Here is a 13,720-nt window from a genome sequence, read left to right on the forward strand (position 1 = left end):
CCTCATAGGTGCCGGAAACCTCGAACAGCGCCACATCGCCAATGCCCCTGTCGGCATTGCGCTGGGCGGCAGAGATCAGGCCGGGCAGCAGCGAGGGCCGCATGTCCGACATGTCGGCGGCGATCGGGTTGGCGAGCTTCAGCGCCGTCTGGCCGCCGCCGAACAGTTCGGCGTGCTTGGCCGGAATGAACGACCAGGTGACGGCCTCCATCATGCCGCGCACGGCAAGCGCGCGCTTGGCCGCGCGGGTGCGGATCTGCAGCACCGTCAGGATCTTGCCGTTGACCGCGTCATGCGAGGTCAGCGGCTGCGGCGCGATATTGTCGACGCCGTGGATGCGCATCACCTCCTCGACCAGGTCGGCCTTGCCGTCGACATCAGGCCGCCACGACGGCACCTTCACCTTGACGACGTCGCCCGAGCCCTGCGGCTCGAAGCCGAGGCGGGTCAGGATGTCGAGGCTTTCGGCCTGCGGCACCTCGATGCCGGTCAGCCGCTTCACTTCCGACAGCGGGAAGGAGACGGTTTTCCGCTTGTGGCCGGCATAGCCCGCCACCTCGATCTCGGTCGGCGTGCCGCCGCAGAAATCGAGCACCAGCTTGGTCGCCAGCTCGATGCCGGGCACCATGAATTCAGGGTCGACGCCGCGCTCGAAGCGGTAGCGCGCATCGGTGATGATGCCGAGCGCGCGGCCGGTGCGGGCCGTGGTGATCGGATCCCAGAGCGCCGATTCGACCAGCACGTCGGTGGTGTTCTCGTCGCAGCCAGAATGCTCGCCGCCCATGATGCCGGCGATCGATTCGACGCCGTCCTCGTCGGCGATGACGCACATTTCCGGCGTCAGCGTGTATTCGCGGCCGTCGAGCGCCAGCACCTTTTCGCCATCCTTTGCCCGGCGCACAGTGAGGTTACCGGTCACTTTCTCGGCGTCGAACACATGCAGCGGCCGGCCGCGGTCGAAGGTGACGTAGTTGGTGATGTCGACCAAGGCGCTGATCGGCCTGAGCCCGATGGCGAGCAGCCGCTGCTGCAGCCATTTCGGCGACGGGCCGTTCTTCACGCCCCTGATCAGCGTGAGCGCGAAGCCGGGGCAGAGTTCCGGCGCCTCGATCGTTACCTTGACCGGGCAGAGGCCATCGCCGGCATGCGGCATGATCCCGCCGCCGACGAGGCGCCCGAGCCCGCTCGCGGCAAGATCGCGCGCGATGCCGTAGACGCTGGTCGCGTCCGGCCGGTTCGGCGTCAGATTGATCTCGATCACCGGATCGTCGAGATGGGCGTAGGCGGCAAAGCTGGTGCCGACAGGCGCGTCCTGCGGCAGGTCGATGATGCCGTTGTGCTCGTCGGAGATTTCCAACTCGCGCTCCGAGCACATCATGCCGTGGCTCTCGACGCCGCGGATCTTGCCGACCGCGAGCGTCACGTCGATGCCGGGAACGTAGGTGCCGGGGGCGGCGAAGGCGCCGATCAGCCCGGCGCGGGCGTTCGGCGCGCCGCAAACCACTTGCACCGGCGGTTTGCCGTCGCCGGTATCGACCGTCAGCACGCGCAGCCGGTCGGCGTCGGGATGCTGCACCGCCGTCAGCACCTTGGCGATGACGAAGGGTCTTAGCCCCGCCTTGTCGTCGACATGCTCGACCTCGAGGCCGATCGCGGTCAGCCGCTCGACGATCTCTGTGAGCGAGGCGTCGGTCTCGAGGTGGTCCTTGAGCCAGGAGAGGGTGAATTTCATGACTGTGTTCCGTCTGGTCTTTGCCCATCGGGCCTGGTCACGCTGGTCCTGAGATGGCGCGGCAGGTCGTCGGGCATATGCAGGAAGGGGAGCTGCTCGCGCACATGGGCATGGTGCGTCGGCTTGAAATAGGCCGGCATGTCCATCGAACCGAGGGTGAAATAGATGTGGCCGGCGAGCCGCTCATCCGTATAGGCGATCGGCGAGCCGCAGACGCCGCAGAAGGTGCGCGTTACTGGGCCGTTCTCGAACCGCTTCAGTGCCTTGCCGTCGAGCGCGATCTGGTCGGTCATGAAGCCGACGAACGCCGACACCGGCGCGCCGCTCGCCCGCCGGCAATCGCCGCAATGGCAGTAGCTGATGTGGTGCGGCTCGACTGACGCCTCGAACCGCACCGCGCCACAGCGGCAGCCGCCGGTGTGCGGCGCCGTCATGCCGAGAGGCCTCCGAACAGCGTCGGCAGGTCGAGCGGCCTGAAGCCGTAATGCGACAGCCAGCGCACGTCGGCATCGAAGAAGGCGCGCAGGTCCGGCATGCCGTATTTCAGCATGGCGATGCGGTCGATGCCCATGCCCCAGGCAAAGCCCTGGTACTCGTCGGGATCGAGCCCGCCATGGCGCAGCACATTGGGGTGCACCATGCCGCAGCCAAGAATCTCCATCCAGTCCGAGCCCTCGCCGAAGCGCACCTCGCCCGGCCGCGAGCGGTCGCACTGGATGTCGACCTCGAGGCTCGGCTCGGTGAACGGGAAGAAGGACGGGCGGAAGCGCATCTTGACGCTCGGCACCTCGAAGAAGGCCTTGCAGAACTCCTCCAGCACCCACTTCATGTTGGCGACGTTGGCTGATCTGTCGATCACCAGCCCCTCGACCTGATGGAACATCGGCGAGTGCGTGGCGTCCGAATCCTGCCGGTAGGTCTTGCCCGGGATGACGATGCGGATCGGCGGCTTCTGCCGCTCCATGGTGCGGATCTGCACCGGCGAGGTGTGGGTGCGCAAAAGCTTGCGCTCGCCCTTCTCGTCCGGCTGGAAGAAGAAGGTGTCGTGCATTTCGCGCGCCGGGTGGCCTTCCGGGAAGTTCAGCGCGGTGAAATTGTAGTAGTCGGTCTCGACATCGGGGCCTTCGGCGATGGCGAAGCCGAGATCGCCGAAGATCGCCGCGATCTCGTCGATGACCTGGCTGATCGGGTGGATGCGGCCGCGCTCGGCCGGCGACTGACGCACCGGCAGCGTCACGTCGACCGTCTCGGCGGCGAGCCGGGCGGCGATCGCCACGTCCTTCAGTTCCGCCTTGCGCGCGTTCAGCGCCTCGGTGACGCGGTTCTTCAGCCCGTTGATCGCTGGGCCCTTCACCTGGCGCTCCTCGGCGGTCATCGCGCCGAGCGTCTTCAGCATTTCGGAGACCGAGCCCTTCTTGCCCAGCGCCGCGACGCGCACCGCCTCGATCGCAGCCTCGTCAGCGGCTGCCGCTATGTCGGCAAGCAGCGAGCCTTCCAGGACTTCAAGATTTCCAGCACTGGCGTTCACGGTGAAACCCTCTCGATCGGGCAACCACCAGTGTCCGGTGCGTCACCATTTTGGTTGCATCAGGCATAAGAAAAACCCGCGCCAGCCGTGCCAGCGCGGGTTCCCCAAATCAGAATTGCGAATGCTTGGGAAGCGCTGGCTTAGGCGACAGCGCTTTCAAAAGCGTTCGGCGTGGTGTTCTTCAGGTATTCGAGCGCGACCTTGGCCTTGGCCACCAGCGCGGCGAAAGCCTGCGGCTCGTGGATGGCCATGTCGGACAGGACCTTGCGATCGATCTCGATACCGGCCTTGTTGAGGCCGTCAATGAAGCGGCCATAGGTCAGGCCGTGCTCGTGGGTCGCGGCGTTGATGCGCTGGATCCACAGCGCGCGGAACGAGCGCTTGCGGTTCTTGCGGTCGCGATAGGCGTACTGCAGCGACTTCTCCACCGCCTGCTTGGCGATGCGGATGGTGTTCTTGCGGCGGCCGTAGAAACCCTTGGCGGCTTTCAGGACCTTCTTGTGCTTGGCGTGAGCGGTGACGCCTCTCTTTACGCGTGCCATGTCATGATCTCCTTAAAAGCAATTCCAGGAAAAGTGTTTAGCGGTTTTCCGTTCGGAATTGCGTCAAACCAGTTGCGTGTCCAGGCCGAATGCTCAGAGGCCGTTCGGCAGAAAATTCTTGATGACCTTCTTGCCGTCCGGTTCAGCCAGAACCATCGTGCCGCGGGCATCGCGAATGAACTTGTTGGAACGCTTGATCATGCCGTGGCGCTTGCCGGCGGCAGCCGACAGCACCTTGCCGGTGGCAGTAATCTTGAACCGCTTCTTGGCGGCCGATTTGGTCTTCATCTTGGGCATTTTGCTACTCCGTATTGTGGGCGCACCATCGCGCTTCTTGTTCGCTTCGGGCCGACCAAAGCCCGAAAAGCAAATGAAACCGCCACGGCATGCCCTGCCGGGCGGTTTTCGTTTTTGTTCCTGCGTATCTTTCCGAAAGACGATTTCGGGCCGATACGCGGAACGGCGGTCCTATAGATCAAACACGGCCGGCGCGCAACACCTCAAGCCATGCGACGCTCTGTCCGCGATCAGGGGAGCCTGAAGAGCACGGGCAGCACGCCCGACAGCTGCGCGCCGTCGATAAGCTCGAAGGCCGGCAGCGCGACCAGGAACACCAGCCCGTCGAGCAGCGTGTTCAGAAGCAGGCGCGGCTTGAAGCTGCCGGTGTCGCCTTCGTCGTAGAGCGAGAGGTCGGGGAAGAAGCGCGGCACTTTCGCCAGATAGGCTCGGTAAGGGGCGCCGAGCGCCTCCTTGAGGAATTTCTCCTCGCGCAGGATGACGATGTGGAACGCCCCGGCGCACAGGGCCGCGAACAGGATGATGCCGGTGAACGAGCCGATTTGCGCCCCGACACCGGCGGCGGCGACCGTCGAGAACACATAGAGCGGGTTGCGGGTGATCGAATAGGGGCCGCCGGTGACCACTTCGGAGGATTTGCGGCCGCCGATGTAGAGCGTCGCCCACAGCCGTCCGACGATGCCCAGGAAGATCAGCAGCACGCCGAACATCTCGATCGACTCATGCAGCCACGTGTCGGGCGGAAAGGTCGACTGGCCGAACAGCAGCGCGGCGAACAGCACCGCGATCAGCACCGCCAGCACCAGTCTGCGCATCTGCTGGTAGTTGCCCAGCCCGTATTTCACGGGGTTGGTGTCAGGGTATTTGACGTCATCGACCATGATGCAATCCGATCGTCGAGGTTTGCCGGCGATCGGATTGAAAACAGGCGCCCCGCCGATCGTCGGGACGCCGTGCTCCGCAATTCAGGCGGATTTTAGAGCACGCTGCCATGGAAAGTGGTCAATTCGGCTTCTCGAAGCCGTGATCGACGCCAACGCCTGGGTTGGTCGGCGCCCGCCTGTCAGCGGGGCGCCAGCACCATCATCATCTGGCGGCCTTCGAGCTTCGGTTCGGCTTCGACCTTGGCGATCGGCGCCACTTCCTCGCGAACCTTGTTCAGGAGCTGCATGCCGAGTTCCATATGCGCCATTTCGCGGCCACGGAAGCGCAGCGTCAGCTTGACCTTGTCGCCGTCCTCGAAGAAGCGGCGCACCGCCTTCATCTTGGTCTCGTAGTCATGGCTGTCGATGTTCGGGCGCATCTTGATCTCCTTGATCTCGATGACCTTCTGGTTCTTGCGCGCTTCGGCCGCCTTCTTCTGGTTGGCGTATTTCAGCTTGCCGAGATCGAGGATCTTGACGACGGGCGGCTGCGCGTTGGGCGAGATCTCGACGAGATCGAGCCCGGCCTCTTCGGCCAGCAGCAATGCGTCGTTGATGGAAACATCGCCACGATTGTGGCCTTCTGCGTCGATGAGCTGGACCCGGGGCACCCGGATGTCGCGGTTGGAGCGCGGCCCATCCTTGGTGGGCGCCGCTGCTTTGAAAGGTCTGCGAATGGTCGTGGTCTCCTTGGCCGTTTCGTTCGGGGTTCGTAGGGTTCGGATGGTCGGGACGCGCCAATGTGGTGAGCGCGCGGCGCAAGTCAATAGCACAGCCTTCGCAAGAAATCACCTGATCCCGCGTCTGCACCAAGCAAAGAAAGTTGCAGAGCACTTTTCGTCGAACGCTCCGCCGTGCCAAAAGACCGGCACAAGGAACAGGACCAGACGCCAGCCATGACCGCAACCGCTCCCATGTTTCTGGATGTCGGGGGAACCAGCATCGCCGTCAGGCAGTCGCAAGGCGCGGCCGTCATGCCGTCGCAAGGCGCCGCGCCCGGCGTCGTCTGGCTCGGCGGCTACAAGTCCGACATGCTGGGCACCAAGGCCGAGACGCTGGCCGGATGGGCGGCAAAGGAGCCCAGAGCCTTCCTGCGCCACGACTATTCCGGCCATGGCGAGTCCGGCGGCGCCTTCGCCGACGGCACCATCTCGAAATGGCTGGCCGAGAGCCTCGCCGTCTTTCGCCGTTTCACCCAAGGCAAACAGATCCTGGTCGGCTCCTCGATGGGCGCCTGGATCGCGCTGCGCATGGTGCAGGAACTGCGCAAAGCGGGCGACGCCAGTGTCACCGGCCTGGTGCTCCTGGCGCCGGCGCCGGATTTCACCGCCGAGCTGGTCGAGCCGGCGCTGACCGAGGCGCAGAAGCAGGATTTGCTCGAAAAGGGCTTCTTCGCCGAACCGTCGGACTATTCGGCCGAGCCCTATATCTACACGCGCGCCCTCATCGAGGACGGCCGCAAGAACCTGGTTATGGGCGGGCCGATCGACACCCACTGCCCGGTCCACATCCTGCAGGGCCTCGCCGATGCGGATGTGCCGTCCAGCCACGCGCTCAAGCTTGCCGCCTTGCTGCCGGCCGACGACGTGACGCTTTCGCTCATTCCCGACGGCGACCACCGCCTGTCGCGGCCGCAGGATCTCGACCTGCTGCTGCGGGCGGTGGGCGATATGGTGCAGCGGGGCATGTGAGCATGCGCATCTCCATTCCGATATCCGCCTTCGTCGCCGCGATCGTCGGCTTCGGCGGCACGCTGGCCGTCGTCATCGCCGCCGCCAAGGCGGTCGGCGCGACGCAGGTCGAGACGGCGAGCGGGGTGACGGCGATCTGCCTGGCGATGGCGGTCGAGTGCCTGTGGCTGTCGTGGCGTACCAAAATGCCGGTCATCACCGCCTGGTCGACGCCCGGCTTGGCGCTGCTCGCGGCATCGAGCGGCTTTTCGGTGAACGAGGCGGTCGGCGCCTTCATCGTCACCGCGGTGCTTTTGATCGCCACCGGCCTGTTCAAGCCGCTGACCCAATTCATCGCCCGGATTCCGCCCTCCGTCGCTTCCGGCATGCTGGCCGGCATCCTCGTCGGCTTCGCCACCAATGCCTTCAAGACCATCCCTTCCGATCCCTGGCTGATCCTGCCGCTGATCGTGGCCTTCTTCGTCATCCGTCTGTTCAATCCGGCGCTATCGGTGCTGGCGGTGCTGATCGGCGGTGGCCTGGCCGCCTTCCTCACCGGCCGTGTCGGCGGCCTGCCGGCGCCGGAACTGTCGACGCTGACGCTGATTGCGCCGCAGTTCACGGCCGGCGCCGTCATCGGGCTTGCGCTGCCGCTCTACCTTGTCACCATGGCCTCGCAGAACCTGTCCGGCCTCGCCGTGCTGAAGGCCGCCGGCTACCACCCCGAGCCCGGTCCGTTGATCGGCGTCACCGGCTTCTTCTCGCTGCTGTCGGCGCCGTTCGGCGGGCCGACCACCAATCTGGCGGCGATTTCAGCGGCGATCTGCACCGGGCCGGATGTCCATCCCGATCCCGCCGAGCGCTGGAAGACAGGCCCGTTCTACACGCTCGCCTACCTCGTCTTCGCCATGTTCGGCGCCTCGCTGGTGGCGATCTTCGCCGTGCTGCCGCAGGCCCTCATCGTGCTGGTGGCGGGTCTTGCGCTGATGGCGCCGCTGACCAACGCGCTGTCGATCGCGCTCAAGGACGAAGGCCACCGCATGGCCGCCATCGTCACCTTCGCCGTTACCGCCTCGGGGTTGACGCTGTTCGGCGTCGGCGCGGCATTCTGGGGCCTGGTTGCCGGAATGGTCGTGCTTTTCCTCGAAGAACTCAAAATGAGACAATCATTTCAGCCCTTTGTCCGGTTTTGGATGCGGTCATCTTGAATCGCCGTTTTGCCCATCCCATCTCGATTCCACGCAGCCAGGATTGGCTGTGCCCAACGGAAGGACTGGGAGAAAATGAACACAACTGCATTGATCCGTCCGGCCTGGACGCCGGCGACCATCGCGCTGATGGTGATCGGCTTCATGGTGTTCTGGCCGCTCGGCTTCGCCATGCTCGCCTACATCATCTGGGGCGACCGGCTCGACGGCTTCAAGCGTGACGTGAACCGCGCCACCGACGGCATCTTCGCCGGCTGCCGCCGCGGTTCCGACAAGGCCGCGCGCTGGGGCCACGGCTCGGCCCGCACCGGCAACGTCGCTTTCGACGACTGGCGCGAAAAGGAGCTCGACCGCCTGGCCGAGGAACGCCGCAAGCTCGACGAGATGCTGACCGAGTTCGACGACTATGCCCGCGAGCTGCGCCGCGCCAAGGACCAGGACGAGTTCGATCGTTTCATGGCCAACCGCAACAAGTCGACCGCGCCAACCACGACCGGGACGACCAAGCCGGCAAGCCCGTCGACCCCCAAGCGCAAGGGCTCGAACCTGCTTGACGACTGAGGTTGCGCGACCGGCCTCGCTATGACAAACGGCGTCGCGCAAGCGGCGCCGTTTCGTTTTTGTTCTCTTTTTAAGTTCGCTCCACTGGTCGTTTTCCTCGAATCGCGTATCGTCCGGCCATGACCATCGGCTTTTTCCGCAGCCTGACCAAACCCAAGCCCGCGCCCGTCGTCGAGCGCGAGCACAGCGTTGCCGGCCGTACGCTGCCGCTCAAGATCGTCGAAAGCCACAGGGCGCGGCGGCTGACGCTGCGCATCGATTCCGGCGGCCAGGGCCTGCGTATCACCGTGCCGCCGGGCCTGCGCCGCGGCGAGGTGGAGAAATTCCTCGACCGTCACCAGGACTGGCTGGAGCAGCGGCTGGCCAAGGTGCCGACAAGGCCGCAGGTGCGGCCGGGCATCAAGATTCCGGTGCGCGGCGTGGCGCATCGCATCGTCCATGATCCGTCTAAGCGCGGCACCGTCACCATCTCGCGCGACGAGCGTGGCCCGTTGCTGATCGTGCATGGCGAGCGCGTGCATCTGCCGCGCCGCATCGCCGACTATCTGAAGCGCGAGGCCAAGCGCGAGATCGAGAAGCTGGTGGCCAAACACACCGAAGCGCTCGGCAAGCGCGCCAAGGCGATCCGCTTCAAGGACACCTCCAGCCGCTGGGGCTCGTGCACCTCGGAAGGCAATCTGTCCTTCTCCTGGCGCATCATGATGGCGCCTGCGCCGGTGATAAACTACCTCGTCGCGCATGAGGTGGCGCATCTGAAGGAGATGAACCACGGCCCGAAATTCTGGAAACTGTGCGAAAAGCTCTGCCCCGACACCGACCGCTGCAAGGACTGGCTGAAGCGCAACGGCGGCGCCCTGCAGGCGATCGTGTTCGATTGATGCGTCCGGCGGCCTTGGGCCGGCCGCTCAGTCATCATTCGCCGCGTTCAGTTCCTCCGGTCGCAACCCCTCGGCGCCATGTTGCGGCCACGGCAGGAAATTGCGGTCGAAAGCGTCACCGCCGAAATAGTCCAGCGCCCGGTGCGCCTCGGCCCCATTGAAGGCGGCCTTGTCCATCAGATGCGCGATCACGTCGCGCGCCTGCGCGATCTTTTGCCTGAGTTCGGCAACGGTTCGATCGGTCATGATTGTCTGCTCCCGCCAATGTCCCCTGTTTGAAAGGTAGTGCTTTCCGCCGTGGCGGCAACAGCATGCTTTTTCTCGACTCTTGCGGCTTTTCGTGCCAATCCCCGCGCCATGGCGCTCGACATCAAGATCTGCGGGTTGAAGACCGACGCGGCAATGGCCGCGGCGCTGGCCGGCGGCGCCAGCCATGTCGGCTTCATCTTTTTCGCCAAGAGCCCGCGCTATATCGAGCCCGCCGACGCTGGCCGGTTGCGCGAGGCGGCGCGCGGCAAGGCGTTGGCGGTTGCCGTCACAGTCGATGCCAGCGACGCCTTCCTGGATGAGATCGTCGCCAGAATGCAGCCTGACATGTTGCAGTTGCACGGTTCCGAAACGCCCGGGCGGGTGGCCGAGGTGAAAGCGCGCTATGGCCTGCCGGTGATGAAGGCATTGTCGATCAGTGAGACGGCCGATCTGGAGCGGATAAAACCGTTCGTCGGCATCGCCGACCGCTTCCTTTTCGATGCCAAGCCGCCGAAAGGCTCTGAATTGCCGGGCGGCAATGGCGTCGCCTTCGACTGGCATATCCTTGCCGGCCTTGACGCCGGCGTCGATTACATGCTTTCCGGTGGGCTCAACGCCTTCAACATCGGCGACGCCCTGAGATCAGCCAATCCACCCGGTATCGACATTTCGTCGGGCGTGGAAAGCGCCCCGGGCGTCAAGGATCCGGCGCTGATCGAGCAGTTTTTCCGGGCCGTCAGGGCCGCGCGCGACGACCGCGCCGCCTGAGCAATTCTTGAACCAGGAGATCGGCGATGAACAAGCCGGCTATGCCCAATTCCTTCCGCACCGGACCCGACGAGCAGGGCATGTTCGGCATTTTCGGCGGCCGCTTCGTCGCCGAGACGCTGATGCCGCTGATCCTCGACCTCGAACGGCACTGGAACGAGGCCAAGAACGATCCGGAGTTCAAGGCCGAGCTGCAGAACCTGTCGACCCACTACGCCGGGCGGCCCTCAAAGCTCTATTTCGCCGAAGGCCTGACGAGGCATCTCGGCGGCGCGAAAGTCTATTTCAAGCGCGAGGATTTGAACCACACCGGCTCGCACAAGATCAACAATTGCCTGGGCCAGATCCTGCTCGCCAAGCGCATGGGCAAGAAGCGCATCATCGCCGAGACCGGCGCCGGCCAGCATGGCGTCGCCTCGGCCACCGTCGCGGCCCGTTTCGGCTATCCCTGCGTCGTCTATATGGGCGCCACCGACGTCGCCCGGCAAAGCCCCAACGTCTTTCGCATGAAGCTGCTCGGCGCCGAGGTGCGGCCGGTCACCGCCGGCCACGGCACGCTGAAGGACGCCATGAACGAAGCGCTGCGTGACTGGGTGACCAATGTCGAGGACACCTATTACCTGATCGGCACCGCCGCCGGCCCGCATCCCTATCCGGAGCTGGTGCGCGACTTCCAGTCGGTGATCGGCGCCGAAGCCCGCGCGCAGATCCTCGAACAGGAAGGCCGCCTGCCCGACACCATCATCGCCGCCGTTGGCGGCGGCTCCAACGCCATCGGCCTGTTCCATCCCTTCCTCGACGACAAGGACGTCCGCATCATCGGCATCGAAGCCGGCGGCCGCGGCCTCGATGGCGTCGAGCATTGCGCGTCGATGAATGCCGGCGCGCCGGGCGTGCTGCACGGCAACCGCACCTATCTGCTGCAGAATGCCGACGGCCAGATCCTCGACGGCCACTCGATTTCGGCCGGCCTCGACTATCCCGGCGTCGGCCCCGAGCATTCCTGGCTGCGCGACTCTGGCCGCGTCGAATATGTGCCGATCCTCGACGACGAGGCGCTGGAGGCCTTCCAGCTGACGACGCGCGTCGAAGGCATCATCCCGGCGCTGGAATCGGCCCATGCCATCGCGCATGCGGTCAAGATCGTTCCGGCCATGGACAAGGACCAGATCGTCATCGTCAACCTGTCCGGCCGCGGCGACAAGGACGTGCACACGGTGGCCAACATGCTGGGCATGGAGATCTGATCATGACGACCCGCATCGACCGCCGCATGGCCAAGCTGAAAGCCGAGGGCCGCCCGGCGCTCGTCACCTATTTCATGGGCGGCGATCCCGATTACGACACCTCTTTAGCCATCATGAAGGCGCTGCCCGGCGCAGGCAGCGACGTCATCGAGCTCGGCATGCCGTTTTCCGATCCGATGGCCGACGGCCCGGCCATCCAGGCGGCGGGCCTCAGGGCGCTGAAAGGCGGCCAGACGCTGGTCAAGACGCTGAAGATGGCGTCGGAATTCCGCACCGCCGACAACGAGACGCCGATCGTGCTGATGGGCTACTACAACCCGATCTACATCTACGGCGTCGAGCGTTTCCTTGCCGATGCCAAGGCCAGCGGCATCGACGGGCTGATCGTCGTCGACCTGCCGCCGCTGGGTCCCGTGGTTGACGCCAAGGCCTTCGCGCCGCTCGTCGACGGATTCGTGCTGGTCACCGAATGGGGCCGCACGCCGCGCGCCATGGTGCGCTCGATGCTGGAATCGGAGCCCTACGTCGCCAACAAGATCATTGGCGCCGTGCTCAACAAGGTCGATCTGAAGCGGCTGGCGAAATACGGATCGCTCGGTGGCTCCGAGAAATTCTTCGACCGCTATTCGACCTACTATCTGGAGAAGTCGGACGCGCGCACCAAACAGGCTGCGTGACGCAATTCCTGAAAAGGCGTGGACGGTTTTCCGTCCGAAATCGCGCCAAAGAGACAGAGCGGTTCGGCGTTTCAATGAACGCCGAACCGGTCTAGTTGGAACCATGGCGCGCCCGAGACGAGGATTCATTCGCGACAAGCGAGACTACGGTCTCACGGATCCAGCGCTGGCCGCTGTGTCCATGGCTGCGCTCATGCCACACCATTCCCACCGCAAAGCCTTCAACGGGAAACGGACAGTCCATCACGTCAAGCTTGTCCGCGGAATCACGCACCAGCCGTTCCGGGACCAGCGCGACGAAGTCCGAGCGAGACACGATCTCGGGGACGAACAGGAACGAAGCCGCGGAGAGCACGACATTACGCTTGTGTCCGAGAGCGGCCAAGGCACTGTCTACCGGTGTCGCGAAGCCGCCGCCTTCCACGGACACGACCACTTGCTCCAACTCGGCAAATTCAGCGACCGTGATTCCTTCCCGCAGCCGCGGATGCTTCTTGCGGCCGATAAGCACGTAGCGCTCATCGAATAGATGTCGAGCGCGAAGACCTTGCGGGGCCTCCTGCGGCGTCATCAGTGCCAAATCCACATCACCGCGCGCCATCTGCGCTTCCAATTGCGGCAGGTCCAGATTGCGTATCGCAACGCGAACGCCCGGTGCTAGCGTCCTGAGCTCCAGGACAAGCGGCTTGACTATCGCAGCTTGCAGATAGTCCGTACAGGCAATCGCGAAGATCAGCCTGGCCTTCGCCGGATTGAAGTTCCGATGCGAGCTGACCGTGGCGCGAACTTGATCAAGGGTTTGGCGCAACGGGTCGAGCAGTTCCATTGCTTTGGCCGTCGGCGTCATCCCTCGCTGGGCGGGAATCAGCAGTTGGTCGTCGAACTCTTGTCTGAGGCGGTTCAACTGGGCGCTTACCGCTGGCTGGCTCAGATGCAGTCGGGCAGCCGCCTTCGTGACGTTGCGCTCGATCAGCAGCGTCTCCAGCGTAACCAACAGATTGAGATCAAGGCGTTTGGTATCCATGGAATGGATAGTAGCCGATCACTTATGCGATTTCAAAAATAGGTAGAATCGTCCGAGACTCTTGCTGAGCCAAACGTCGCGGCACGCTTTTCGGCGGCCAGGCGTGATCGTCTGTCCGGGGCCGAAGCGATTTCGCCCTCAAGCCGGGATATAATCAGCATGAGCCAGATTGATACCTCCAAACCCCTGATCACGGTTGTCGGGGCCTCGAGCAAGCAGGGTCGCAGCGTCGCCAAGTCCCTGCTCGACAGTGGACGCTACCGCGTGCGTGCGCTGACTCGCCGTCTCGACAGCCAACCAGCGCAAGCCTTGGCGAAGAAGGGGGCCGAGGTCGTGGTGGCGCCCCTGGAATTCGGCCGGCAGGCCGAACTGACCGAAGCACTGAAAGGTTCGGCCGGGGCGTTCTTGATGACGCC

At 64.5% G+C, this 13,720-nt stretch carries 16 protein-coding genes and 1 pseudogene; 8 read left to right on the forward strand and 9 right to left on the reverse strand.

Annotation, left to right across the window (positions count from 1 at the left end):
- From pheT to infC, 7 genes are all read right to left on the reverse strand, one after another.
- A partial coding sequence (gene pheT / locus EN780_RS05395; protein ID WP_128272486.1) for a phenylalanine--tRNA ligase subunit beta occupies positions 1-1,732 on the reverse strand: 1,732 nt, incomplete at its 3' end.
- Complete coding sequence (locus tag EN780_RS05400) at positions 1,729-2,166, reverse strand: GFA family protein (RefSeq protein ID WP_127311560.1); 438 nt, start codon at positions 2,164-2,166, stop codon at positions 1,729-1,731. The genes EN780_RS05400 and pheT, both read right to left, overlap by 4 nt.
- Positions 2,163-3,260: a phenylalanine--tRNA ligase subunit alpha gene (gene pheS, locus EN780_RS05405; RefSeq protein WP_128272488.1), complete on the reverse strand. Its 1,098-nt coding sequence runs from the start codon at positions 3,258-3,260 to the stop codon at positions 2,163-2,165. Before pheS ends, EN780_RS05400 begins: the two co-directional genes overlap by 4 nt.
- Positions 3,261-3,400: 140 nt before the next feature.
- A complete protein-coding gene (gene rplT / locus EN780_RS05410; RefSeq protein WP_042637600.1) occupies positions 3,401-3,802 on the reverse strand; it encodes a 50S ribosomal protein L20 in 402 nt (133 codons plus the stop codon).
- 93 nt (positions 3,803-3,895) lie between these two features.
- Complete coding sequence (gene rpmI / locus EN780_RS05415) at positions 3,896-4,099, reverse strand: 50S ribosomal protein L35 (RefSeq protein WP_027166935.1); 204 nt, start codon at positions 4,097-4,099, stop codon at positions 3,896-3,898.
- A gap of 230 nt (positions 4,100-4,329) precedes the next feature.
- A complete protein-coding gene (locus EN780_RS05420; RefSeq protein ID WP_128272490.1) occupies positions 4,330-4,980 on the reverse strand; it encodes an isoprenylcysteine carboxylmethyltransferase family protein in 651 nt (216 codons plus the stop codon).
- Between the two features lie 182 nt (positions 4,981-5,162).
- Positions 5,163-5,699 carry a translation initiation factor IF-3 gene (gene infC / locus EN780_RS05425; RefSeq protein ID WP_059187883.1) on the reverse strand — a complete coding sequence of 179 codons (537 nt, stop codon included), beginning with the start codon at positions 5,697-5,699 and terminating at the stop codon, positions 5,163-5,165.
- A gap of 219 nt (positions 5,700-5,918) precedes the next feature.
- Between infC and EN780_RS05430 the strand changes: the two genes are divergently transcribed.
- The 4 genes from EN780_RS05430 (at position 5,919) to EN780_RS05445 (ending at position 9,339) form a co-directional block, all read left to right on the forward strand.
- Entirely contained in the window at positions 5,919-6,713 is a 795-nt protein-coding gene (locus EN780_RS05430; RefSeq protein ID WP_128272492.1) for an alpha/beta hydrolase, read from the forward strand.
- A 2-nt stretch (positions 6,714-6,715) separates the two neighbouring features.
- Positions 6,716-7,900 (forward strand): benzoate/H(+) symporter BenE family transporter, encoded by a 1,185-nt coding sequence (locus EN780_RS05435; RefSeq protein WP_128272494.1) that lies wholly within the window; start codon positions 6,716-6,718, stop codon positions 7,898-7,900.
- 75 nt (positions 7,901-7,975) lie between these two features.
- On the forward strand, positions 7,976-8,461 hold the full coding sequence (locus EN780_RS05440) for a DUF2852 domain-containing protein (protein WP_127311391.1): 486 nt from the start codon (positions 7,976-7,978) through the stop codon (positions 8,459-8,461).
- A gap of 119 nt (positions 8,462-8,580) precedes the next feature.
- Positions 8,581-9,339, forward strand: a complete 759-nt coding sequence (locus EN780_RS05445; RefSeq protein ID WP_127283603.1) for a M48 family metallopeptidase — start codon at positions 8,581-8,583, stop codon at positions 9,337-9,339.
- Positions 9,340-9,366: 27 nt separating this feature from the next.
- Here EN780_RS05445 and EN780_RS05450 read toward each other — a convergent pair whose 3' ends face one another.
- On the reverse strand, positions 9,367-9,585 hold the full coding sequence (locus EN780_RS05450; RefSeq protein ID WP_127283604.1) for a hypothetical protein: 219 nt from the start codon (positions 9,583-9,585) through the stop codon (positions 9,367-9,369).
- A 111-nt stretch (positions 9,586-9,696) separates the two neighbouring features.
- On the opposite strand from EN780_RS05450, the gene EN780_RS05455 reads away from it, so the two are divergent.
- The 3 genes and pseudogenes from EN780_RS05455 to trpA all read left to right on the forward strand — a co-directional run.
- The gene (locus EN780_RS05455; RefSeq protein ID WP_128272496.1) at positions 9,697-10,356 is read left to right on the forward strand and encodes a phosphoribosylanthranilate isomerase; all 660 of its coding nucleotides are present in this window, start codon (positions 9,697-9,699) and stop codon (positions 10,354-10,356) included.
- A gap of 26 nt (positions 10,357-10,382) precedes the next feature.
- Positions 10,383-11,603: a tryptophan synthase subunit beta gene (gene trpB / locus EN780_RS05460; protein ID WP_127311389.1), complete on the forward strand. Its 1,221-nt coding sequence runs from the start codon at positions 10,383-10,385 to the stop codon at positions 11,601-11,603.
- 2 nt (positions 11,604-11,605) lie between these two features.
- Positions 11,606-12,004 (forward strand): annotated as a pseudogene (gene trpA, locus EN780_RS05465) (tryptophan synthase subunit alpha); the annotation flags it as partial.
- Between the two features lie 367 nt (positions 12,005-12,371).
- Here trpA and EN780_RS05470 read toward each other — a convergent pair.
- The gene (locus EN780_RS05470; protein WP_128272497.1) at positions 12,372-13,304 is read right to left on the reverse strand and encodes a LysR family transcriptional regulator; all 933 of its coding nucleotides are present in this window, start codon (positions 13,302-13,304) and stop codon (positions 12,372-12,374) included.
- A 159-nt stretch (positions 13,305-13,463) separates the two neighbouring features.
- Here EN780_RS05470 and EN780_RS40425 point away from each other — a divergent pair.
- On the forward strand, positions 13,464-13,720 hold a 257-nt coding region (locus tag EN780_RS40425), incomplete at its 3' end, for an NmrA family NAD(P)-binding protein (protein ID WP_245499882.1).

Source organism: Mesorhizobium sp. M4B.F.Ca.ET.089.01.1.1 (assembly GCF_004022605.1).
Lineage (GTDB): Bacteria > Pseudomonadota > Alphaproteobacteria > Rhizobiales > Rhizobiaceae > Mesorhizobium > Mesorhizobium abyssinicae.

Bases quoted from the DNA above. Each gene is read 5' to 3' on its own strand.
- EN780_RS05400 (WP_127311560.1), bottom strand. From the start codon at position 2,166: ATGACGGCGCCGCACACCGGCGGCTGCCGCTGTGGCGCGGTGCGGTTC.
- rplT (WP_042637600.1), bottom strand. From the start codon at position 3,802: ATGGCACGCGTAAAGAGAGGCGTCACCGCTCACGCCAAGCACAAGAAG.
- rpmI (WP_027166935.1), bottom strand. From the start codon at position 4,099: ATGCCCAAGATGAAGACCAAATCGGCCGCCAAGAAGCGGTTCAAGATT.
- EN780_RS05420 (WP_128272490.1), bottom strand. From the start codon at position 4,980: ATGGTCGATGACGTCAAATACCCTGACACCAACCCCGTGAAATACGGG.
- EN780_RS05430 (WP_128272492.1), top strand. From the start codon at position 5,919: ATGACCGCAACCGCTCCCATGTTTCTGGATGTCGGGGGAACCAGCATC.
- EN780_RS05435 (WP_128272494.1), top strand. From the start codon at position 6,716: ATGCGCATCTCCATTCCGATATCCGCCTTCGTCGCCGCGATCGTCGGC.
- EN780_RS05440 (WP_127311391.1), top strand. From the start codon at position 7,976: ATGAACACAACTGCATTGATCCGTCCGGCCTGGACGCCGGCGACCATC.
- EN780_RS05445 (WP_127283603.1), top strand. From the start codon at position 8,581: ATGACCATCGGCTTTTTCCGCAGCCTGACCAAACCCAAGCCCGCGCCC.
- EN780_RS05450 (WP_127283604.1), bottom strand. From the start codon at position 9,585: ATGACCGATCGAACCGTTGCCGAACTCAGGCAAAAGATCGCGCAGGCG.
- EN780_RS05455 (WP_128272496.1), top strand. From the start codon at position 9,697: ATGGCGCTCGACATCAAGATCTGCGGGTTGAAGACCGACGCGGCAATG.
- trpB (WP_127311389.1), top strand. From the start codon at position 10,383: ATGAACAAGCCGGCTATGCCCAATTCCTTCCGCACCGGACCCGACGAG.
- EN780_RS05470 (WP_128272497.1), bottom strand. From the start codon at position 13,304: ATGGATACCAAACGCCTTGATCTCAATCTGTTGGTTACGCTGGAGACG.